General features: G+C 62.2%; 19 protein-coding genes and 1 tRNA gene. 15 read left to right on the forward strand and 5 right to left on the reverse strand.

From position 1 onward, the window contains the following. The 9 genes from AC6BOR_RS11550 to AC6BOR_RS11590 all read left to right on the forward strand — a co-directional run bounded on the left by AC6BOR_RS11550 (window position 1) and on the right by AC6BOR_RS11590 (window position 8,848). Window positions 1–285 (forward strand): VirB3 family type IV secretion system protein, encoded by a 285-nt coding sequence (locus AC6BOR_RS11550; RefSeq protein ID WP_498058562.1) that lies wholly within the window; start codon window positions 1–3, stop codon window positions 283–285. Further along, a complete protein-coding gene (locus tag AC6BOR_RS11555; protein WP_498058563.1) occupies window positions 282–2,654 on the forward strand; it encodes a VirB4 family type IV secretion/conjugal transfer ATPase in 2,373 nt (790 codons plus the stop codon). Before AC6BOR_RS11550 ends, AC6BOR_RS11555 begins: the two co-directional genes overlap by 4 nt. Further along, window positions 2,621–3,850: a type IV secretion system protein gene (locus tag AC6BOR_RS11560; protein WP_498058564.1), complete on the forward strand. Its 1,230-nt coding sequence runs from the start codon at window positions 2,621–2,623 to the stop codon at window positions 3,848–3,850. Before AC6BOR_RS11555 ends, AC6BOR_RS11560 begins: the two co-directional genes overlap by 34 nt. Then, a complete protein-coding gene (locus AC6BOR_RS11565; RefSeq protein ID WP_498058565.1) occupies window positions 3,847–4,614 on the forward strand; it encodes a VirB8 family type IV secretion system protein in 768 nt (255 codons plus the stop codon). The genes AC6BOR_RS11560 and AC6BOR_RS11565 overlap by 4 nt, the downstream gene beginning before the upstream one ends. Then, window positions 4,601–5,305: a TrbG/VirB9 family P-type conjugative transfer protein gene (locus AC6BOR_RS11570; RefSeq protein WP_498058566.1), complete on the forward strand. Its 705-nt coding sequence runs from the start codon at window positions 4,601–4,603 to the stop codon at window positions 5,303–5,305. Before AC6BOR_RS11565 ends, AC6BOR_RS11570 begins: the two co-directional genes overlap by 14 nt. Window positions 5,306–5,397: 92 nt before the next feature. After that, on the forward strand, window positions 5,398–6,396 hold the full coding sequence (locus AC6BOR_RS11575) for a TraB/TrbI/VirB10 family type IV secretion system protein (protein ID WP_498058567.1): 999 nt from the start codon (window positions 5,398–5,400) through the stop codon (window positions 6,394–6,396). Beyond that, window positions 6,393–7,412 (forward strand): P-type DNA transfer ATPase VirB11, encoded by a 1,020-nt coding sequence (gene virB11 / locus AC6BOR_RS11580; RefSeq protein WP_498058568.1) that lies wholly within the window; start codon window positions 6,393–6,395, stop codon window positions 7,410–7,412. The genes AC6BOR_RS11575 and virB11 overlap by 4 nt, the downstream gene beginning before the upstream one ends. Next, the gene (locus AC6BOR_RS11585; RefSeq protein ID WP_498058569.1) at window positions 7,409–7,768 is read left to right on the forward strand and encodes a TrbC/VirB2 family protein; all 360 of its coding nucleotides are present in this window, start codon (window positions 7,409–7,411) and stop codon (window positions 7,766–7,768) included. Before virB11 ends, AC6BOR_RS11585 begins: the two co-directional genes overlap by 4 nt. Before the next feature lie 270 nt (window positions 7,769–8,038). Continuing rightward, window positions 8,039–8,848: an ATP-binding protein gene (locus AC6BOR_RS11590; protein ID WP_498058570.1), complete on the forward strand. Its 810-nt coding sequence runs from the start codon at window positions 8,039–8,041 to the stop codon at window positions 8,846–8,848. On the opposite strand, the gene AC6BOR_RS11595 is transcribed toward AC6BOR_RS11590, so the two are convergent. Genes AC6BOR_RS11595 through AC6BOR_RS11605 form a run of 3 tightly spaced genes read right to left on the reverse strand, consistent with a single transcriptional unit; the run spans window position 8,795 to window position 10,919 of the window. Then, window positions 8,795–9,988, reverse strand: coding sequence for a hypothetical protein (locus AC6BOR_RS11595; RefSeq protein WP_498058571.1), 1,194 nt, complete (start codon window positions 9,986–9,988; stop codon window positions 8,795–8,797). The two genes, AC6BOR_RS11590 and AC6BOR_RS11595, sit on opposite strands and share 54 nt — an antisense overlap. After that, entirely contained in the window at window positions 9,985–10,335 is a 351-nt protein-coding gene (locus AC6BOR_RS11600; RefSeq protein ID WP_498058572.1) for a hypothetical protein, read from the reverse strand. Before AC6BOR_RS11600 ends, AC6BOR_RS11595 begins: the two co-directional genes overlap by 4 nt. Then, complete coding sequence (locus AC6BOR_RS11605; RefSeq protein WP_498058573.1) at window positions 10,335–10,919, reverse strand: hypothetical protein; 585 nt, start codon at window positions 10,917–10,919, stop codon at window positions 10,335–10,337. The genes AC6BOR_RS11600 and AC6BOR_RS11605 overlap by 1 nt, the downstream gene beginning before the upstream one ends. A gap of 722 nt (window positions 10,920–11,641) precedes the next feature. On the opposite strand from AC6BOR_RS11605, the gene AC6BOR_RS11610 reads away from it, so the two are divergent. The 6 genes from AC6BOR_RS11610 to AC6BOR_RS11635 all read left to right on the forward strand — a co-directional run bounded on the left by AC6BOR_RS11610 (window position 11,642) and on the right by AC6BOR_RS11635 (window position 19,128). Then, window positions 11,642–13,285: an SIR2 family protein gene (locus tag AC6BOR_RS11610; protein ID WP_498058574.1), complete on the forward strand. Its 1,644-nt coding sequence runs from the start codon at window positions 11,642–11,644 to the stop codon at window positions 13,283–13,285. After that, entirely contained in the window at window positions 13,282–13,869 is a 588-nt protein-coding gene (locus AC6BOR_RS11615; protein WP_498058575.1) for a hypothetical protein, read from the forward strand. Before AC6BOR_RS11610 ends, AC6BOR_RS11615 begins: the two co-directional genes overlap by 4 nt. Next, window positions 13,866–16,304: an AAA family ATPase gene (locus AC6BOR_RS11620; RefSeq protein WP_498058576.1), complete on the forward strand. Its 2,439-nt coding sequence runs from the start codon at window positions 13,866–13,868 to the stop codon at window positions 16,302–16,304. The genes AC6BOR_RS11615 and AC6BOR_RS11620 overlap by 4 nt, the downstream gene beginning before the upstream one ends. Window positions 16,305–16,736: 432 nt before the next feature. After that, window positions 16,737–17,063, forward strand: coding sequence for a DUF3489 domain-containing protein (locus AC6BOR_RS11625; RefSeq protein WP_498058577.1), 327 nt, complete (start codon window positions 16,737–16,739; stop codon window positions 17,061–17,063). Beyond that, the gene (locus AC6BOR_RS11630) at window positions 17,060–17,491 is read left to right on the forward strand and encodes a DUF2924 domain-containing protein (RefSeq protein WP_498058578.1); all 432 of its coding nucleotides are present in this window, start codon (window positions 17,060–17,062) and stop codon (window positions 17,489–17,491) included. The genes AC6BOR_RS11625 and AC6BOR_RS11630 overlap by 4 nt, the downstream gene beginning before the upstream one ends. After that, window positions 17,491–19,128 carry a recombinase family protein gene (locus tag AC6BOR_RS11635; RefSeq protein WP_498060655.1) on the forward strand — a complete coding sequence of 546 codons (1,638 nt, stop codon included), beginning with the start codon at window positions 17,491–17,493 and terminating at the stop codon, window positions 19,126–19,128. Before AC6BOR_RS11630 ends, AC6BOR_RS11635 begins: the two co-directional genes overlap by 1 nt. Before the next feature lie 202 nt (window positions 19,129–19,330). Here AC6BOR_RS11635 and AC6BOR_RS11640 read toward each other — a convergent pair. Beyond that, window positions 19,331–19,417: transfer RNA gene (locus tag AC6BOR_RS11640), tRNA-Leu, on the reverse strand. 99 nt (window positions 19,418–19,516) lie between these two features. After that, window positions 19,517–20,737 (reverse strand): acyl-CoA dehydrogenase family protein, encoded by a 1,221-nt coding sequence (locus AC6BOR_RS11645; RefSeq protein WP_498058579.1) that lies wholly within the window; start codon window positions 20,735–20,737, stop codon window positions 19,517–19,519. Between the last annotated feature and the right edge of the window lie 81 nt (window positions 20,738–20,818).

Raw genomic sequence — 20,818 nt, forward strand, 5'->3', positions numbered from 1 at the left:
GTGCGTGCGATCGAACGTGACAGGCTGTTCGTGGCACTGACACGCCCCCAGATGTTCGCCGGGGTCACCTACAGCTATTTCGTGATCAACGTGATCGTGTCAGCTGAGGCGTTTCTGATTTTTCGTTCGCTTTGGGTATTGGTGCCGGCACTGATCATCCATGGTGTTGGCGTGCTGATCTGCCTGAAAGAGCCCCGGTTCGTTGATCTGTGGCTGGTGCGCCTTCGTCAGTGTCGCCGTGTGCCCAACCACAGCCTGTGGCGCTGCAACAGCTACCGTCCATGAGGCTCGCCTCGCTCACCAGCAATCCCAGGGCCGCTGGCCGCGAAGTGCCGGCTGGCACGCATTTGCCGTACGCAAGCCAAATTGACGACCATACGCTTATTGCCCGTGACGGCTTGCTGCTGCAGTGCATTGCCCTGCGCGGCTTGCTGTTTGAAACCGCCGACAGTGAGGAGATCAATTATCGCAAGGCGCTGCGCGATGCCGTGTTGCGCGCTGTCGCCTCGCCGCGCATCGCGCTTTACCATCACGTGCTGCGCCGCAAGGTTGATTTGTCGCTTGAACCTGATTGCGATGATGATTTCAGCCGGGCCCTTGATGCCCGCTGGCGCCAGCGGCTCTCGTCTCGGGAACTCTATGTCAACGAGCTTTACCTGACCCTGGTGCGCCGGCCTTTGCCCGGCCGGATCGGCGTCGCGGACCGGCTACGCGGCCTGCTTGCAGGCAACCCAGCCAGCGGTCAGGCCGCGCGGGCTGAAGAATTGCGCGCCCTCGATGCCGCGCGGGAGGCGTTGTTGGCGGCGCTTACCGATTATGATGCCCGCACGCTGCGCGTTTACGACAATGGCGCGGCGCTGTGCTCCGAACCGTTGGAATTTCTGTCGGCCTTGTTCAACGGTGAGATGCGGCCAGTGCAACTGCCGTTCGGCGACGTGGGGATGCATTTGCCCTACCGTCGGGTGAGTTTTGGCGCCAATGCCATGGAGCATGCGCCCCATGGTGACTCGCCACGGCGCCTGTCTGCCATCGTCTCCGTGAAGGATTATCCTGGCGCCACGGCCCCGGGCATGTTCGATGAACTGCTTCGGTTGCCCGTCGAATTGAGTGTCAGCCACAGCTTCGCCTTTGTGGAGCGCGGCAAGGCGCTTGCCGAGATGAACCTGGCGATCCGCCGAATGCGATCGGCCGAAGATGAAGCGGTCAGCCTTCGGGCCGAGTTGATGCAGGCCAAGGATGAGGTGGCCGCCGGCCGGGCCGGGTTTGGCGAACATCATATGACCATTGCCGTTCATGCTGAGGACTTCGCAAGCCTCAATCGCTCGGTTGCCGATGTGGTGAGTGGGCTCGCAGATCTTGGCATCATTGCCGTGCGTGAGGATATTGCGCTGGAGCCCGCGTTCTGGGCGCAGTTCCCTGGTAACTTTGCTTATATCCCGCGCAGAGGCCTGGTCTCTACCGCCAACTTCGCGTCGCTGGCCAGTGCCCATAATTTTGCGATGGGCAGGGCGCAAGGCAACCATTGGGGTGAGGCCGTCACCTTGCTGGAAACCACGGCGGCGGGGCCATATTTCTTCAACTTCCACCAAGGCGATCTGGGCAACTTCACCGTTATTGGGCCTTCAGGCTCAGGCAAGACGGTGGTGCTCAACTTCCTCCTCGCACAGGCCCGAAAATTTGATCCGCGTATCGTGTTCTTCGACAAGGATCGCGGCGCAGAGTTGTTCATCCGCGCGGTCGGCGGACGCTATGACCGGCTCGATCCGTCGCTGCCGTCAGGCCTCAATCCGCTTCAGCTCGACGATACGCCAGTCAATCGCCAGTTCCTGATCGATTGGGTGGGTGTGCTGGCAGGCGGCACCAGCACCGAGGAGCAGGCCCGCATCAAGCTCGCAATCGACGAAAATTTTGCGCAACCGCCCGAGCATCGGCGGCTGCGCCACCTGGTGGAACTGTTCCGTGGCGCCGCTCGGCCGACGTCTGATGATCTATGGGCGCGGCTGCAACCCTGGTGGGGCGAGGGCGAACGGGCCTGGCTGTTTGACAACGCCCGCGACGAGACCGATCTAGCAGCGCGCACGGTGGGTTTCGATATGACCGCCATCCTCGATGACCCGGTGGCGCGCACGCCGGCGATGATGGTGCTGTTCCATCGGGTCGAAGAACGGCTCGACGGCACACCCACCATCATCGTGGTCGATGAGGGCTGGAAGGCGCTGGACGACGCCGTGTTCGTGCAGCGCATCAAGGATTGGCAGAAGACCATCCGGAAGCGCAACGGCATTGTCGGATTTGCAACACAGAGTGCCCGCGATGCCCTCGACAGCCAGATTTCGCGGGCGATCATCGAGCAGGCCGCCACCCAGATCTTCATGGTCAACCCCAAAGCCGATGCTGCGGACTATTGCGACGGGTTCGGCCTGACAGCGCATGAACTGTCGCTGGTCCGCTCGATGCCAGACACAGCGCATTGCTTCCTGGTCAAGCATGGTAACGAGAGTGTCGTCTGCCGCCTCGACCTCACCGGTGAGCGCGAGCTGCTCACCATTTTGTCCGGCCGCGAGCGCACAGTGCGCTTGCTCGACCGGCTGCGCGCCGAGTCTGGCGACGATCCCGGTCAGTGGCTGCCGCGGTTGCTGGAGGAAGCGCTGTGATCAGCGCGTGCCCCGTCCCCGGCACTGGCAGCAACTTCCTGTCCGGCACGCTGCTGTTCATCGATTGCGCCACCCAGGAATTGGCGGGCGAGGGCTATCGCGCGCTGTCGGGGAACGGCGCCAGTGCCGGCATCGTGCTGGGCGTGCTGCTGACGCTGTTTGTGGCAGCGCAAGGCCTGCGGCTGCTCGGCGGTCAGGCGCCGACCGCGCGGGAGTTGCTGTTGCTGACGCTGAAACTGGGCGCCGTGTTGACGCTGGCCGGCAGCTGGGATGCCTATCGCGTGCTGGTGCATGATGTGGTGCTGCGCGCACCGGCCGAGATCATCAGCGACATCGCCCAAGGCGCAGGGCTTGGCGGTGGCAACATCATCAGCCGGCTCCAGCAGGTCGACCAGGGCATGTTGACCTTGACCAAGCTGGGCAGCGGCTATCTCGACGTCGGCAGCGGCCAGGGCACACCGCCTCCTGATGGCGACATTACCCGCACCCCGCTTGCCGACGGCTATGCGCTGGCCGGCGCGCGCATCCTCTATCTGGTGGCGGTGATCGCCGTGTTCGGCGCCTTGCGGCTGATCAGCGGGCTGCTGTTGGCGCTGGGACCACTATTTGCGGGTCTGTTGTTGTTTGATGCGACCCGCGGCCTGTTCCTGGGATGGGCGCGCCTGCTGTTTGGCAGCCTATTGGGCGCCGTTGTCGTCACGGCCATCCTGGAGGTTGAACTTGCCCTCCTGCTGCCATGGCTCAGTGAGGTGCTCACCCAGCGCATCGCCCGCATCGCGACGCCGTCGGCGCCGGTGGAGCTGCTGGTGCTGGTCGCCGCCTTTGGACTGGTCTCGTTCATCGGGCTGCGCCTGATCTGGTCGCTGTCTCTCGCGCCGGCTTTGGCCAGCTTCAAAGCCGAGCTCTCAGCAGCCGACCTGCGCCAGATGCTGCCGGCGGTGCCTGCAATAACCCCGATGCCGATCTTGGCAGGCGGAGGCGGCGTCGTCAGCAACGACGGAACGAACGCCAACCCGGTGGTACTGGTTGACCGAGCCGAGGGCTTGCCCGGGTCTGGCTCACGGGTACCCGATGTGACCCGAACGGCCGAAGCGCGCGGCGAGCCGGCGCCCAGCATCACGCCGCTTGGCCAGAGTTATAACCGCCGCATTCGTGCGATCTCCGCCGGCCGGCGTCGAGGACCGCGCGTACGATGAGTGAGCAAAGCCGCAAACAAGCGGAACGCTATTTTCAGGAGGCAGGGTCCTGGGCGGATACCGCCATGGCACAGTCGCGCCGTTCGCAGCGCATCGCTTGGATCGTGGCGCTGGCTGCCACGCTCGTCGCGGTCATCGAAGCACTGACCATCTGGGCGATGACCCCCTTGCGCACGGTCGTCCCTTACACGCTGCTGGTCGATCGACACACAGGGCATGTCGAGGTCCTGAAGCCGCTCGAGGCAGGCCAGTTGGCGCCTGACAAGGCGCTCACCCAAAGCTTCCTGGTGCAATATGTGCTGGCGCGCGAAGGCTTTGATCGCGCGACCATCCGCGATGATTATCGCAAGGTGGCGCTCTGGTCGGCAGAACCGGCGCGCAGTCAATATCTGGCTGAGATGGCCAGTACCAACCCCAACAACCCGGCTGCACGGCTGGGTGCGCGCGCGACCCTGGCGGTGCAGGTGCGGTCGGTCACCGGCACGCAGGACAACAGCGCCCTGGTGCGGTTCGAGACCCAGATCATCGACCAGGAACGAGCCGTTGCCACCAGGCAATATTGGGTGGCGGTGATCCGGTTCCGCTATTCAACGGCGCCGATGGCGACCGAAGATCGCTACATCAACCCGCTTGGGTTCCAGGTGCTGAGCTATCGCCGTTCGCCGGAGACCTTACCGCAGGCGATGGAGTCGCCGGCCGCTTCAACCCCACAGCGAGGTCAGTCGGCCCTATCCAACACGAGCGTTCCCAATGCGCAGCGCTAAGGCGATGATGAAGGGGTCGGCCGTTGCCGCAGCACTGGTGCTGTCAGCAGTGACTTCAGCGCAAACCCCGCCGCCGCCCGATCCGCGCATCCAGACCATCCCCTATGATGCCGGGCGCATTTATCCGGTCGAGGTTGCCGCAGGCTACACGCTGATGATCGCACTGGCCAATGGCGAGCATGTCGAGACCATGGCGGTTGGCGACACCAGCGCCTGGCAGGTCAATGCCAACAAGCGCGGCGATGCGATCTTCATCAAGCGCAACTACTCCGGGATCAACACCAATCTGACCGTTATCACCGATGCCCGCACCTATGTGTTCGAGCTGCTGGGCAACCTACCGGTCCGGACCACCCCGCTGATCATCCGATTCGATTATCCAGAGGCTGTCAAACTCGCTGCCACCGTCCCGCCTGACAACGTGCCCGTTACCTACCGGCTGACCGGTGCGCGGACCTTGCGGCCCAGCGCCATTGAGGCGCGCAATAACCAGACCACGCTCGCCTGGCCGCTCGGCGCGGCTGTGCCGGCGGTGTTCCAGCTCAACGCCGATGGCACAGAGTCGCTGGTCAATGGGACGTTCATTGATGATCGCATGGTCATCCAAGGCATGCCACAGCGCTTGCTATTCCGGTCGGGCCGCTTGCTGGCCACCGCCACGCAAGTGATCCCGCGCAAGGGGCGCAAGTGATGGACGAGCCAGGCCGTCCTGCCGAACTCCCCGACGATGGGCTCCCCATCGTGGGCTCGGATCGCGGCAATGGACCCTTATGGGCGGGCGCGTTGCTCATCGCGCTGCTGGCGGTCGTGCTGTTCGTGGCGATGGAAGGCCGGCGCCAGAAGCAGTTGGTGCCCGCGATTGCGCCAACCGCCGCTGATGATGCCAATATCCAGGCCTATCGGCCGCCGCCCCTGAAACTGCCGGAACTGCCCGCTGAGACGCCGCCGCCGAAAGCCACGCCGGAACCTGCGCCCACTCCCGCACCGTCGCCCGGCCCTGCCAGCAGCACCCCACAGCCTTACTATCCACCTCCAAGCTATCAGCCGCCTCCGTACCAACCGCCACCCCAGCCGCCAGCCAACCCGCCCAAAAACGCTGAGGCGTCTGTCATCGTCTATGATGTCAGTGCCGCCGAAGCGCCGCCCGCGTCGTCCGGGGCGGCGGCAGCACCGGCGGGCACAGCATCAAGCAAGACACCAGCGCCTGCCTATGCCAGCCGTGGCCGGGCGTCGCGGCTGACCACCATTGTGCCGCGCGGCATGCTGATCCCGGCCGTGCTCGAGACGGCGCTCGACTCCACGCAGCCCGGACAGGCCCGCGCCCTGATCAGCGAGGACGTCTATAATCTCAATCGCGACCGGGTGCTGATCCCGCGCGGCAGCCGGCTGTTCGGTGAATATCGTGCCGACATTGCTGCCGGCCAGAAGCGCGCGTTTGTGCAATGGAACGAGCTGATCCGTCCCGATGGCGCCGTCATCGCCATTGAATCGCCCGCCACAGACCCACTCGGGCGGGCTGGCGTGCGCGGCAAGGTGAACAGTCATTTTGCGTCGCGATTGGGCGGTGCGCTGCTGCAGTCAGCGATCGATTTTGGCACGCTGGCAGCTGCGCAGTCGCTGAGCAACGGAGCGGTGATCGTCGCCAGTCCCGCGCTGCAGGCCGGCACCTCGCAATTGGTGGGGCCGTTGCCCAAGCCCACGCTGTCGGTTCGCCAGGGGGCCAAGATCTCGGTGCTGGTCTCGCGCGATCTGGAATTTGCGCCGGTGGAGCCGCCGCAATGATCAGCATTGTCGCCCAGCTGGAGACCGGCGTTTATCTGCGCGGGGCACTAGCGCCCTTTGCAGCCTATCTCGCCCGCACCGACGTCACCGATCTTTACGTCAACCGCCCCGGCGAGCTTTGGCTCGAAACCCTGGGCGGCGGCATCGAGCGCTTTGAACGGCCGGAACTCAATGACCGGCTGCTACTGCGCTTGGCAGAGCAGGTGGCCGCTCTGACCTCGCAAGGCATCAACGCCGAGAATCCCATCCTCTCGGCGATCCTGCCAGACGGTGCCCGCGTGCAGTTCATCGCTCCGCCTGCCACCCGCGGCGGTATGGCAATGGCCATCCGCAAACATCAATCTGCCCATCTGCGGCTCGATGACTATGCCGCCAACGGCGCCATGCCAGGCGCCGGACAGGGCCATGCAGACGATACGTTGCAAGCCCAGCTGCGCAACCTGAAAGCCAGAGGTGACCATGTAGGTCTGCTGAGGCTGGCGGTGCAGCAACGGCTCAATATCTTGGTCGCTGGCGGCACATCGACCGGCAAGACCACGTTCCTCAACGCGCTCATCCAAGAGATCCCGCAGGAGGAACGGTTGATCCTGATCGAGGACACGCCCGAGCTCGAGCTGCATCATCCCAATGCGGTGGGCTTGGTCGCGGCGCGCAGTGCGCTGGGGCAGGCGGCGGTCACGGCGGAGGACCTCCTCAATGCTAGCTTACGCATGCGGCCTGACCGCATCATCCTGGGCGAACTGCGCGGGCCTGAAGCGTTCACGTTCCTGCGCGCGGTCAACACCGGGCACCCGGGCTCCATGACGACGATCCATGCCGACAGCCCGGCACGCGCAATTGAGCAGCTAGCGCTGCTGGTCCTACAGTCCGGTACCAGGCTCGATCGCGACAGCATCGGTCATTACGTGCGCAGCTCGATGGACGTGTACGTCCAGCTCGCGCGGCAGGCAGGTCGGCGCCACATCGCCGCCATCGCATTGCGCGGGGAGGTGGGCTCTGCTGGCGGGGGCGCATGATGGCAGCGGACCTAGGCACGCCGATGTCGCCGGGAGCGCTCGTTACGGCAGCCAATTGGCTGCAACAGGTGGTGGCCGGCAATGCTGCGATGATGCTGGGTGTGATCGCGGTCGCAGTGTTGGGGCTGGCGATGTTCAACGGGCAGCTGCCGGTTCGCCGCGGGTTGGTCGTGGTGGCCGGGTGCTTCTTGCTGTTTGGGGCGCCGTCGATTGGGAGGGCGCTGTTGGGGCCGCCTTACAGCGGGCCGACTGAGGGTGGCGCATCAGCCGGTGAGGCTTTTCCTAAGTCGGTGTCGATGCCCGAGGTGCCGCCTAATCGTGACCCATATGCCGGCGCTGGGCTTGTAAGACCCTGATAGCATGCAAGGGTTTGCGGATTTGCGGCGAACGTAGCCCGACTTCGGGTATTGAGTACAACGTCTTTGTCGTTGCCGGCTACTGGCGTCACCCCACTCTACTTCGGCACCGCAGAATTCTGCGGGCTTTCAGGCCCCACCAGCCTGAAGGCCTCTGTCACGACGTTGGCGAGTCACATCGCTGCTGAGCCAGCGCGCTCGTAGCCCATGTTCGTCTCAATATCTAAAAGACGGTAGAATTGAAGTAAGTTCCTGTGTTAGTGGACTACGATGAACTCGGTGCTAGCTCAGTTCTCGAATGTAGATGATCTCCTTAGAGAAGCGACGCATGGTAGGTTGTGTGGCTACGGTTCGCTCCTAATCGAAAATTCAGGCCGAATTGGCCCGATCGTCGAATTGCTAGCTGCTGCCCATCAATTTCCAGGCGAATATGGAGCCATTTCGTTTGCGGGTTCGCTTGCCCCCAAGCTTCGTGAGGCTTGGGCGACTGGTCAGCCGTTTGGCGGAGGCTACAACGACAAAGCAGGAGCATTTCCACTGCCTCTAGAGAACCCAGTGGAGGCCCGCGATCCAGTTTGGGAGCAATGGCTGCTGCATGCCGAAAATGTCGCAAGGTCAAAAGGCTTTAACAGAGGGCTAGTAGCGTCGCTAGTTGGGGCGTTGGGCGAGATGCAGGACAATGTTTACCAGCATAGCGGCGCAGCTCAAACGGGTCTGGTCGCCTATGCGGTAACTGACCGGTCGTTCGAATTTGTAGTGGCAGATCGCGGCATGGGCGTCCTGGATACGCTGCGGCAGAATCCAGACTATGCGCATCTGCCGGATGCAGGGGCGGCGCTTATAAAAGCGATTAGGCCAGGGGTTTCTCGTTTCCCGGCGGCGTGCGGTAGGGGCTTAGGTTTCATTCAGCTTTGCAAGTCGATCGTGACTGACCGGGTGGAGATTCGTTTCCGTTCCGGCGATCACGTCCTAACCTTAAGTCCGACGGATGCATCCCTCGATGGACAACAGAGACTGAGCCATACCTCAGCCCTCGCGGGCCTGACGATCAGCGTAATCTGGCGTGCGGAGGCCTCTTGAGGCAGCCTTGTGCCGTCGCTCGGCGTGGTTGCGCTCCATGATGATATGGTGGCTGTGAAGCGCCGCTACGTTCTGCTGCAGCAGAGCGTCGATCGGTGTGCCTCGCGGCGTTGGATGCTTGCGCCACACTAACTGACCATCGGGGCGGAACTGGGCTTCCTGGCGACAGCGGGTCTTGGTGAAGGCGTCGGTGTCGATCGTCGTCACCGCAGCAAAAGCTGCTCGCAGCGGTTCCAGCGCGCGAGTTCCGCCGCGAACCACCAGGCCCAAAGGCTGCGGCACCCGCGCGGCAAGCGCGTTCAGTTGCGCCACATGCCACTTCAGCCGTTCCCCTCTGCCAGCGCCCGTTGCAAATTCAAAGGCCAGATACTGGATTTCTGGGCGCTCGGCGATCAGTTCGGCCCAGCGCTGGTAATCCCGTTCAGTGCGGGCGTTGACATGCAGCGCTGTTGGCAAGCCTGCCTGCATCATTTCAGTCGCCGTAATCAGGATGCGCTTCATGGCATGCAAATTGTCGGTTCGGGGCACATCGGACAGGACGCTGTAGTTGGGCGGCGTGATCAAAGTGATGTCGAGCGCCGCCAACTGCTCCAGCAGCGCGGGCCTATTTTTTGCCGCCCAATAGCTCTCGATCTTACGATCGCGTGCCACACCTGAAATCACCAGTCGGGCATTCGGATCGATGCCAAATTTCTGGCTCAACGCCTCTCGGTCAGGATAGCGCAGCATGCCTGCGCCGACGTCCAAAAGTGCGTAGAGCGGCAACGCCACAATCGGTGAATTGAGCGATGCGACGCGCGCCGTAGTGTGCTCGATCAGCGGGACCATGGGCGGCAATGCATCGATGGGGACGCTTGGAGAGCGGGGCACGTTCATGAAGTCCAGTCCTCTGACCTCCCGCAAACGTTCAACAAACTGTTTGGGGTTTTCCCGGCAAACCAGGTCGCAGGTCGCCTTATCATCGCAACGGCAGTAGTCGCCGCAGTCGAAGAAGCTGGCATTGTTATGGGCGCCGCCACAGATTGGACGATCAACACAAGTCACGCATCCCAGCGAACAGGGCATGGTGGCAGCATCGTCCCAAAGGTTTTGTGCATTACGCACGAGGCGGGGCAGCGAATAGTTCTTTGCATTCTTCATTGCAAACGAAGCTCCAAGCTGTGGCCGAACAGACCGATCCGTTCGACGATGCCGAGCGCGACCCCGCCGCATTCGGCAATGAAAGTGCGCATGTCGGGCGGCAGCCCGTTAATGACACCAATTCGGCTTTGCCCTCGGCAAACCATGGCGTTGCCGGCCCCGCAATGCACGACCAGCTCTTCCCCCGCCTGCACGCTCGTGCCGGGTTCGATGTCTGCCGTGATTGTGCGCTGCTGTGCCCCGAACTGGACATCGAATAGACTCGGTTGCTTGAGCCGGTCCACGCCCTTATCCCAGCGCTTACGCCACGGTTGACCGGATTGCTCGCGGATAAAGTCGGCACCCATTAGATCGCCTCCATAACCGGGCTGAACATTTTTGTTTTTCCGTGCCGCACTTCCTTCAACATGCCCTTGGCGGACAGCGTCGCCAACCGGTTGTTCCATGCGGTCGTCCCGATCTTGTCATCGGGCCGGAGCTTGGCCAACTCAGGCGCGGAAATCGGATGGTGTTGGGCAATGAGCTGGATGGTGCTCATCTGTCCTGCGTCGAGCTCCCCTAAAATGTGCGGATCAGTGGCTTCGCCGTCAGCGGCTAGGTTGCATGCCCAAATCGCGTCGTTGCGACCCCGAAGGTAGGTCGCAAGCTCTTCCTCGATGGTCGCATTGGCATTGGCTACCAACGGATAGATCATGCCAGCAGCGTTGCGGCAGAAGTCACGGAAGCCCATGACCGCTTCCCGAAGAAACGACCCGGTCGCGATGTCCACATCCGCGAAATCCAGAAAGGCGAGGGTAGGCACTGTCACCGGCTTCGTTTTCGCGATCAGCTGTGCAAGCATCTGCCGACCCATGGCGCTTCCGGCGAGCGTTGTGCTGCCGGTAGGGTTGGTCCGCATCGGGTATCGAATCATATCACTGTCCTCACTCATGAAAGTGAGATGGGTGAGCGTTGCGTTTTCGTCAAGAGGCGTAACGTAGGCGCTGTTGCCTCCATTCGGGCCGAGTCCTGATGGTCCGGTTCCAAGCGCGGCAAGCTACAAAAAAGCAGCCAGTCGATTGAACCGATGCGTCGGTCCATCGCAGCATTGAGAAGGGTCATTGGAACCTCAGTGTTAGTGCCCTAACATCAGACGGCCATTCGTGCCGGGTGGTTTGATCGTGTTCGATAGAAATTTTTGGGGCGATGGTGTGGACTTACTATTCTGATCGCGAATATCTGACACGAACCGGCGACCGCTTTCGGGCTCTACGCAGTAAGTGGTGAATGCCAGTTATGGGCGCGCGAAGCTGTCTGGCAGCAAATGGGCCGGAAAAGAACTATCCGCATTTGGGGGACATCAAACGAGAGGCAGACATATCGTCGATGTGCGCCCGAGGTTGCCCAAGTCGGGTTTTCTCGAACGGCTTCAATGCACTATCGAACTCGCGACGCAGGTAGAGATGGGCGTCCAATTGTCAATTCCCACCGCGAGGTGTGCCAAGCATATTTGCTGGCGCTGTACTCCTTGCATTAACGAGCCGCTGAGCGTTGTTCGCAACCCGAATATTCTTCAAAATGTTGGTGGAAACAGTCTATCGGTCACGCTAGGTATGGTGTGGAGGGGACATATTGCCAACAGCGTCAACAATTACGATCTCGGAGACCCTCGACTTGCTCGACGGTCCGCAGAAGAGTTTTTCTGCGGGCTTCCAGGCCGGGCAGTATGCCCTTTGGCTGGGATCTGGCATTTCGCGGGACCGCGTGGTTGGGCTGGACGGCGTGCTGTCCAAGCTGCTCGAGAACCTCCGCTTGCGTGTCACCGGCACCGGCTGCGAGCACCATCGCGCGTTCGAAAGCATTCTTGGTCTTGCTGACCTGTCTCCAGACCAGAAAGCGCATATCGACCTCGCGCAGCCGGTTGGGTCATGGCTGATCCACAATGCACTCATTGACCGGCTCTGGAACAAGTATTCGAAGGTGTTAGGCACCGAGGTTCAGGGCCGACCCTTCGACTACCTGCTGTGGGAGGTCCTGGATTTCGCTGCGACATTTACTGCGCAGAAGGCCGACGCCGAACACCTGGCGATCGCCATGCTGGTTCTCGAAGGCGTGGTGTCAGATCTTGCCACGGCCAACTGGGACGGCCTGCTGGAAGCGGCTATGGTTGAACTTGGTCGGCCGAACGAGACATTCCGCGTCGCCGTCACTGGAGACGACCTGCACGGACCGTTGGGCATCGGGACATTGTACAAGTTCCATGGCTGCGCGAAGCGGGCAATAACGAACGAAGCCGAGTACCGGCCACTGCTCGTAGCGAGGGAGGCTGCCATCACGCATTGGGCGCAGAACATGCGCTTCACACAGATGCGTGAGCAACTCAGGGCATTGATTGCCCGTTCAAGAACGCTGATGATCGGTCTCTCCGGACAGGACACCAACATCCAGCAACTGTTCGGAGCGACTGGCTGGGTCTGGAATTCCGTCCCGGCGCCGGTCATTTTCGCGGCCCAGGAGCTCACCGATGGACAGAAATCTATCCTCGAGGGGGCGTACCAGGGCGACTATGAGGCCAACCGAGACCAAATCCGGACAGATGCCACCTTGCCTGCCTTCGGAAAACCACTTCTACTGGCGCTGCTGTTGCGAACGATGTTCGGTAAGCTTGCCGCCCTGGCTGACCTGCTAACATCGCCAGCCGTCGGTGCGGCGGGCAAGCACAGCCTTGTTGAGGGTCTTAATGCGCTCGAACGTGCCGCGGCTCGTGCCGGGAACGCCAACCGGTACGAGTGCGCCCGGACCGTTGCCGCGTTGATGGGTCGGGTCACCGAGCAGTTTTTCGGGGGGCCGGGTAGCGCCGGCCGCCGCCCCTACATGCCGCTGAGTCCGCAGCCGGCGCATCTGATGCAGCAAGACCCAACTGTAGGGTTCTCCGGCAGGCCGGAAGCCGCTGCCGCACTGGGGCTCATTGGTCAGGGTCTTGTGGCCAACCAATGGTCGGTAGCTGTCGATGATCCGGAGCAGCCGACTAGCGGTGCGCTGCGGCTTGTCGCTCGGGCGGCTGAGGCTCGCGTGTTTCTCTCAGCCAATGACGAAAACATCAACCAACTCATCGCGTCCGGAGCATTCGAGGAGGTAGACGACGACGTCGTAGTGATCTGCTCGCGCAAGGTCACGCCCCGGCAGCAGCGAAGCCCTGCCAAGTCTTGGCGGACAGGCAAGGCGCCGCCGCGCTATATTAGCGTAAGCGACCTGCTTCAGGGCTCGGCATCGTTTGACGAGGTTCGGAACAGGTTCAACTCTGAGGTCGGGTTATGACGACAGCGGAAACGGTTTTGGGAATTCTGACGAAGGAGGGCAGCTACCGGCCCCTCGGAAAACCGATCAAGGTCGGTTCGCAGGCTTTCGATTTCACCCATGTGCTGGTGGCCGGGGAAAAGGCCAACGACATTGTTATCGTGATTGAACTCACCGGCGCGTCCGACGACGCAAAGGTTGCGCGGTCGGTCCTCGCCTTTACCCGTGCGCTCGATGTACTGGGCTCGAAGCGTTCGGTAACCGCCGTTCTGACCTCGGGTCAGGCGGACAACGACCTAGTGAATTCGATCAGTCGCGTCTGCCGCGTGCTGCCGGTCGGAGCACCGACCGGGCCGATGGCGGAAGAAGTAGTGCGGGACTGGCTGGCCGTGCTGCTGCCGCTGAAGAGCCCGCCGCCCGTCGAGCACTTGGCCGACTGGAAGGCCAATCTTGAAAAGGAGCTTGAATACACTGAAGACGAGCCAGCCGTCGTCCGGTTCGTGCAACTGGCCGAAGGAGGCAAGGAGGCGGTGGAGGAGGCGCTCGCCCTCGAAATCTCGACGCTTGCCGACAAAGTGCTCGACGACGGAGCCGCGGACTCATGAACCCGCGTTTGAAGTCGCTCTCGATCAAGAACTTCCGGTCTATGCGCGGTTCGGTGGTCATTCCTCTCGATGCGCAGGTTGTATTGATCCACGGCACCAACGGGATGGGCAAGACCACGGTGATGTCGGCCATCCAACTTGGCCTTACCGGTTCCATTGCCCATCTCGAGGACCAGTCGAAGTACCACGACTTCCTTACCCATATCAACACGGCGGGTGGTTCGATCCAGCTCTCCGTCGAAGGGATGAATGGTCGCTCGACCGGGGCTGGCCACGTAACTTTCGCTCCGGGTTCGTACGACGCGACGCCAGCGCTTAATTGGGCCGATGCCAGTTTCTTTGCCGAGCGGTGCTACCTGCCGCAGGCAGTGCTGGGTCGCCTGCTGGACATCTACGACCAGAAGAAGACCACAAACTCCCGGCTGACGGAGTTCGTGAAGGAGTTGCTGCGCCTTGATGCGCTCGACGCCTTGGTGGACGGTCTGGACCATGCGTTCAACGTCACCCGGATACGGAAGCTTGCTCCGGTCTACAAGCAGCTCGAAGAGGCTCGTGATCTCCTCGTCCAGCAACTCGAGCGTGAACGGTCTAGCGTCGAAACCGCCCGGCAGGCGACAACCCTGCGCATTTCCCGTCTCAATGAACTACTGACCGTTTTAGACCCCAAATCAGTGCCGGTTCAGGCCGGTTTCGATGTCGCCGCACTGTGGGCACGGGTTGCAGATCGGGAAAGTGACCAGGTAGAACTTTCCAGCGTCACCCAGCAGGGTTCGGAGGTGACCTCGTTGTTGAGCCGTCTCGAGCAGACCACGGTAGGAAACCCCGATGCCAAAATGGCGGCGCTGGAGCGGGATGCCGCCGCCATCGGGTCCGAATACGAGACGTGGCTGAAGGGCCCTGGATCGCAGATCACACAAGCGATGGATGCCCTCAAAGAGTTTCATTCCGAGCTTTCGCCACTCGATGGCTCAAGCGTCGAAGATCAGGTTCGGGATGCTCTGAGATGGTGCATCGTCGAGGCGGATCGCTGTCAGCGGTTGCTGGACCAGCACGGCAGGGCGAGCCAGCAGCTAATTGCGGCGAGAACGACAATTCAGAGGGCGACAACACGTATTGGTGAGATCAACCAAGCGCTCGATGCGGGCGCCAAAGATGCCCGGACCCTTGCCGCTTCTCTTGCTGGCATCGCACCGCATGTGGAAGGGGACATTTGCCCAGTCTGCAACCGCGACTACGCGGAGCTAGGTAATGGCTCCCTGACCGCGCACATCGCGGCCGCAATAGCGAACCTCACGTCGGAGGCAGGGCGCCTGCAGGCGCTCTCGACGGAGCGCGCATCGGAGAGTGAGCGGTTGACGACGGCGCGGCGGGATGAAGCGACGGCCGAGCGGCTAGTGCTGCAGCCCGAGGCGCTCGTCGATCTGCGCCGACGCCAGTCCGCGATCACATCGATCAGTTCGAGGCTTGAACAGTTGCAGGGTTATGCCGCTGACGGCCAGAACTTGTTCGTGCGCCTAGACGGCGCTCGCCGGAGCATCGCCGCGGCGAGACGGGCAGGGCTGCAGTCGGCGTCCTTGCTTCCCGAAATCAATGATGCGGTGGAACGGGCAACTGGCCAGCCCACTACGAGCTTTTCAAGCCTGCGAGAGGCCCTCGAGGCCGCTACCGGAGCGCTTTCGGGTCGTCTCAGGGTCGTCCAGGCGACACTTTCGTCGCGACTCGCGGTCGAGACCGAACTCGACCAGTATGCCCGCGAGGCGCAGTTGCTGTCGGACCGCGAAGCGCGGGTCACCGAGCTGGAAAGGCGCGTTGCGACAATGAAGGGGGCCTTTGTGTCGATTGGCGAGGTGCGGGAGCGGGCGAAGACTATCGCGACCGCAGCAACCCATGTCCGTTCGGGGATCGTCCGCGACGTCTTCAGCGGGTCGCTCAATAAGGTCTGGCGCGACCTCTTCGTCCGGCTTGCTCCGAACGAGCAGTTCATTCCACAATTCCGGCTCCCCGGTCAGGGGGATGGCAAGGTAGAGGCTGTGCTGGAAACGTTTCACAGGTCAGGGCAGTCCTCCGGTCCTCCCGGCGCCATGCTCAGTCAGGGCAATTTGAACACCGCAGCTCTGACTTTATTCCTTGCTCTTAACCTGTCGGTACCGTTGCAGCTTCCATGGCTGGTGCTCGACGACCCTGTGCAGTCGATGGATGACGTTCACATCGCACAGTTTGCCGCTCTGTTGCGAACGTTTGCAAAAGGTCTCAGCAAGCAAGTGGTGATCGCGGTCCACGAGCGTGCTCTGTTCGAATATCTGACGCTTGAACTGAGCCCAGCCTTTGCTGGCGACAGTTTAATTACCGTTGAGATTAGTCGCAATTTCGCCGGCGACGCCGTTGCGGATCCTCACTTTTACGCGTTCGAGGACGATAAGGCTGTCGCTGCCTGAGATAATTCGGCCTTTCTTTTCGGCTCTCAGCGGTAGCGGATTTACGGCTCGGGTCGGGCCGTTGCCAAAAGTCGCCACCCGGGATGATCAGTGCAAGATTTGTCGAGTATCTCGAAGGGCAGAGCCACAACGATCAAACGGCAAGAGAGGCCGGGAGTTGCCGACTGGCAATAGATTGTCCCGCACCGCGACAACGTCTGCGATTTGTCCACCGACTGGTGGCCAAAAAGTCTGCGTTTAGGCACTCGCCCGAACTCGGTGAATGTCAAAAATGAGGGCGCAAACCTGTCATCCATTGGACTTCCAATTAAACCTGAGCATTGCTGCTTCGGCGAATGCGGCTGCGTCTGAGCCGCTGCCCTGACCGGTTGGATCGGCAGGGCTTTGGGTGGTGGGAGCAGCATGGTGCGGCTCCCGACCGGAGACCACCCAATGACCGCCAAAGCAAAGCGCAACCCTGGAGCCGAGCTGCTGACCGAGCCAACCAACATCATCGATGCGCAACCGGACCGGCCGCATAATGCACCGGCCCCACCGTCAAGCAAGCCCCCCAAGAAGTCCGCCCAGGTCATCGCGCTGCTCGAAGCCGACGACGGGGCCACCCTGCCAGACATGTGTACCGCGACCGGCTGGCAAGCGCACACCTGCCGCGCCTTTCTGACCGGGCTCCGCAAGAAGGGTCGGGTGCTGGAACGCAGCCACCGGGCTGACGGCGCGTCGGTCTACAAACTGGTGGCTGCGGAGGCTTCGTCACAATGACCCGTCGGCCCTATCTCACCATGATCCAGATCGCCCAGATGGGCCCGGCAGGATTGGCTGAGGAGTGGGCGCGCCGCTACGGCGCGCCTGCACCCAGCATCTCGCCCGACCTCCTGCGGCTTGGCTTGGCGTACAAGTTTCAGGAACAACGGCAGGGCGGGATCAGCCGGACCACAAAGACCATCATGAAGCAGGCTGCACTGAAGACCGATACGCCCGACCGACCCACGATGGCGCCCCGCAAGCTCACCCCCGGCACGCGCCTGGTCCGTGATTGGCGCGGTGTCGGACATACCGTGACCGTGCTGGAAGAAGGGTTTGCGTATGATGGCAGGCAGTGGCCGTCCCTGAGCGCCATCGCCAAGGCCATCACGGGCGCCCATTGGAACGGCCCGCGGTTCTTTGGCCTGACGGAGCGGCGCAAGTGATGATCAAGCGCTGTGCTGTTTACACCCGCAAATCCACCGAAGATGGGCTGGAACAGGAGTTCAACAGCCTGGATGCCCAGCGGGAAGCCTGCGAGGCGTTCATCCTCAGCCAGAAGCACGAAGGCTGGTCCCTGGTTCCCAACCGCTATGACGACGGCGGGTTCTCGGGCGGCAGCATGGAGCGGCCGGGCCTGAAGGCCCTGCTTGCCGATGTCGATGCAGGACTGGTCGATGTCATCGTGGTCTACAAGGTCGACCGCTTGACCCGAAGCCTCGCTGACTTCGCCAAGATCGTCGAACGGCTCGACGCCAGGGGCGCCAGCTTCGTGTCGGTCACCCAGGCGTTCAACACCACCACCAGCATGGGCCGGCTGACCCTCAACGTGCTGCTGTCGTTTGCCCAGTTCGAGCGCGAGGTCACTGGTGAGCGCATCCGCGACAAGATCGCCGCGTCCAAACGCAAGGGCCTTTGGATGGGTGGACCGGTGCCGTTGGGCTATGAGGTAATCGAGCGCAAGCTGGTGCCGGTGCCCGAGGAGGCCGAGCGTGTGCGCACCATCATGCGGCGCTACGTCAAGATTGGATCGGTGCCGGTGCTGCTCGAGCAATTGAAGGCCGAGGGCATCCTCACCAAGGTGCAGGTGCTCACCAGCACCGGGCACCGCGGTGGCATTCCGTTCGCCAGGGGCAGTCTGTTCCACCTGCTCAAGAACCCGATCTATCGCGGCAAGATCGTTCACAAGGGCCAGGTCTATGATGGCGAGCATGAGGCTATCGTCGACGAGGATCTGTGGGAACAGGTCCAGATGCATCTTCAAGAGCGAGCGCCGGCCCGGAAGCGCCCCACCAACGAACCGCAGCGCGCACTGCTGCAGGGGCTGATGTTTGATCCGGAAGGGCGGCCGATGGTGCCCACCTACGGGTCCAACGGCACCAAGCGGTATACTTACTATGTCACGCGCAATGACCTGGCCCGCAAAGGTGAGCCCCGGCCCACTCGGTTCCGGCGTGGCCAGATCGAGAGCCACATTGTCAACGAGCTCGTCGCCCTTCTCAACGACGAGCACCTTCTGCGCCGAATGTCCGGCGCCACCGAAGGAGAGACCCTGCATAGCCTGTTCGAGCGGGGACGGTGGCTGGCGCAAGATCTTTCGCGGCCAGAGCGCCGACAAGATGCATTGCGAAGCCTCGTCAAGGCCATCCACGTGGGTAAGCAGGACATGCAGATTGAACTGCAGCCAGCGGCACTGGGGAACGATGCGCCGGCAAGTTGGTCTCACGCCATCCCGCGTCCCGTTGCTGGTAGGCCCCACTGCGAGGCGAAGCTCAAGATTGAAGCCAAGCGCAATGACGACCGATATGATGCCGACCTTGTCGCGCTGATGGCCGAGGCGATGCACGTGCAGCGCTTGGTGCTGCAATCGCCCGAACTCAGCCTCAACCAACTGGGCAAGCGGGAAGGTCGGTGCCGAACCCACTTGGCCAGGCTGCTCCGCCTTTCGTGGATCAGCCCCAAGATCGTCGAGGCGATTGCATCAGGCACTCAGCCCAAGACGATGACTCGCCGAGTGTTGCTGTCGGCCTCGATTCCCCTTGCTTGGGACGAACAAGAGCGGGAATTTGGTCTCGCGGTCTAGCCGCCGCGAACCCGCCGAACCGAGGTGAAGCCGGGAACTTTCAAGGAGAGATTCCGGCTCTTTCTCGGCCTAAATCACGGGCCGAGAGAGTGATCTCTGACCACAAGCCAAGCGCCGCGGTGCCGCAAAGCCACGGAAATCCGGGAAACTTTTGAAGATAGCGCAGTTAGGGCACCCTCATCGGGTGGACCCTGAAACTGCGTGGTGCGGCCAAGAAGACTCGAACTTCCACGGCCTTTCGGCCACAACGACCTCAACGTTGCGCGTCTACCAATTCCGCCATGGCCGCACACCAGGGACATGAGGCGCGGTTGCGCCCCGTTGGCAGGATGCGGCGGGTAGCAGGGGCGGGCCTGTGGTGCAAGCCCTTCCCCGCTGCCCGGCCGACTTAGTTGTATTTGCGCAGTTCGTTCTTGGCGATGGCCTGGCGGTGCACTTCATCCGGGCCGTCGGCCAGGCGCAGGGTGCGCTGGCCGGCATAGCCCGACGCAAGGCCATAATCCTGGCAGACGCCGCCGCCGCCATGGGCCTGGATGGCCATGTCGTGGATCATGCAGCTCATGTTCGGGGCGACCACCTTGATCATCGCGATCTCGTTGGCGGCGGCCTTGTTGCCCACCGTGTCCATCATGTAGGCGGCCTTCAGCGTGAGCAGGCGGGCCTGTTCGATGGCGATGCGGCTGTCGGCGATGCGTTCGTGCCACAGGCTGTGTTCCGAAATCGGCTTGCCGAAGGCGACACGCGATTTCAGGCGCTTCACCATCTTTTCCAGCGCGCGTTCGGCCGCGCCGATGGAGCGCATGCAATGGTGGATGCGGCCGGGACCAAGGCGGCCCTGCGCGATTTCAAAGCCGCGGCCTTCGCCCAGGATCATGTTGGAGACGGGCACGCGGACATTGTCGAGAATCACCTCGAAATGGCCGTGCGGGGCGTCGTCGAAGCCGAAGACGTTCAGCGGGCGCAGCTTGGTGATGCCCGGCGCATCCAGTGGCACGAGGATCTGGCTCTGCTGCTGGTGGCGGGGGGCGGACGGATCGGTCTTGCCCATGACGATGGCGATCTTGCAGCGCGGATCACCCACGCCTGACGACCACCATTTGCGGCCGTTGATGACATATTCATCGCCGTCGCGGCGGATGGACGTTTCGATGTTGGTGGCGTCCGACGAGGCGACGGCCGGTTCGGTCATCAGGAAGGCGGAGCGGATTTCGCCATCCATCAGCGGGCGCAGCCACTGGCGCTTCTGCGCTTCGGTGCCATAGGTGCGCAGCACCTCCATGTTGCCGGTGTCGGGCGCGGAGCAATTGAACACCTCCGACGACCAGCCGGCGCGGCCCATTTCCTCGGCCAGCGGGGCATATTCGAGGTTGGTGAGGCCGGGGCCCTTCCATTCGCCGACATCATGGTCGCAGATGTTGAGGAACAGGTTCCACAGGCCGGCGGCGCGGGCCTTGGGCTTCAGCTCCTCGATCACCGGCAGCACCTTCCAGCGCTCGCCTTCCTGCAGTTCCTGCTGATACCGCTCTTCGTTCGGATAGATATGCTCGTCCATGAAGGCGCGCAGCCGTTCGATGAGGGCTTTCGTTTTGTCGCTATAGTCGAAATGCATGGCGCGTCTTTCCCCGTTGCGGATGTTGGCAGAGTACAGAATGCAGGCTGTCATGCCTCATCCTGTTTGGCCACTGGCAAA

It is taken from the genome of Sandarakinorhabdus sp. FBCC-B8862, assembly GCF_059745315.1.

What these genes read in the sequence shown, in the direction of transcription:
- AC6BOR_RS11555 (WP_498058563.1), top strand. Translation starts at nt 282, where the DNA reads ATGAGGCTCGCCTCGCTCACCAGCAATCCCAGGGCCGCTGGCCGCGAA.
- AC6BOR_RS11565 (WP_498058565.1), top strand. Translation starts at nt 3,847, where the DNA reads ATGAGTGAGCAAAGCCGCAAACAAGCGGAACGCTATTTTCAGGAGGCA.
- AC6BOR_RS11570 (WP_498058566.1), top strand. Translation starts at nt 4,601, where the DNA reads ATGCGCAGCGCTAAGGCGATGATGAAGGGGTCGGCCGTTGCCGCAGCA.
- virB11 (WP_498058568.1), top strand. Translation starts at nt 6,393, where the DNA reads ATGATCAGCATTGTCGCCCAGCTGGAGACCGGCGTTTATCTGCGCGGG.
- AC6BOR_RS11585 (WP_498058569.1), top strand. Translation starts at nt 7,409, where the DNA reads ATGATGGCAGCGGACCTAGGCACGCCGATGTCGCCGGGAGCGCTCGTT.
- AC6BOR_RS11590 (WP_498058570.1), top strand. Translation starts at nt 8,039, where the DNA reads ATGAACTCGGTGCTAGCTCAGTTCTCGAATGTAGATGATCTCCTTAGA.
- AC6BOR_RS11595 (WP_498058571.1), bottom strand. Translation starts at nt 9,988, where the DNA reads ATGAAGAATGCAAAGAACTATTCGCTGCCCCGCCTCGTGCGTAATGCA.
- AC6BOR_RS11600 (WP_498058572.1), bottom strand. Translation starts at nt 10,335, where the DNA reads ATGGGTGCCGACTTTATCCGCGAGCAATCCGGTCAACCGTGGCGTAAG.
- AC6BOR_RS11605 (WP_498058573.1), bottom strand. Translation starts at nt 10,919, where the DNA reads ATGAGTGAGGACAGTGATATGATTCGATACCCGATGCGGACCAACCCT.
- AC6BOR_RS11615 (WP_498058575.1), top strand. Translation starts at nt 13,282, where the DNA reads ATGACGACAGCGGAAACGGTTTTGGGAATTCTGACGAAGGAGGGCAGC.
- AC6BOR_RS11620 (WP_498058576.1), top strand. Translation starts at nt 13,866, where the DNA reads ATGAACCCGCGTTTGAAGTCGCTCTCGATCAAGAACTTCCGGTCTATG.
- AC6BOR_RS11625 (WP_498058577.1), top strand. Translation starts at nt 16,737, where the DNA reads ATGACCGCCAAAGCAAAGCGCAACCCTGGAGCCGAGCTGCTGACCGAG.
- AC6BOR_RS11630 (WP_498058578.1), top strand. Translation starts at nt 17,060, where the DNA reads ATGACCCGTCGGCCCTATCTCACCATGATCCAGATCGCCCAGATGGGC.
- AC6BOR_RS11635 (WP_498060655.1), top strand. Translation starts at nt 17,491, where the DNA reads ATGATCAAGCGCTGTGCTGTTTACACCCGCAAATCCACCGAAGATGGG.
- AC6BOR_RS11645 (WP_498058579.1), bottom strand. Translation starts at nt 20,737, where the DNA reads ATGCATTTCGACTATAGCGACAAAACGAAAGCCCTCATCGAACGGCTG.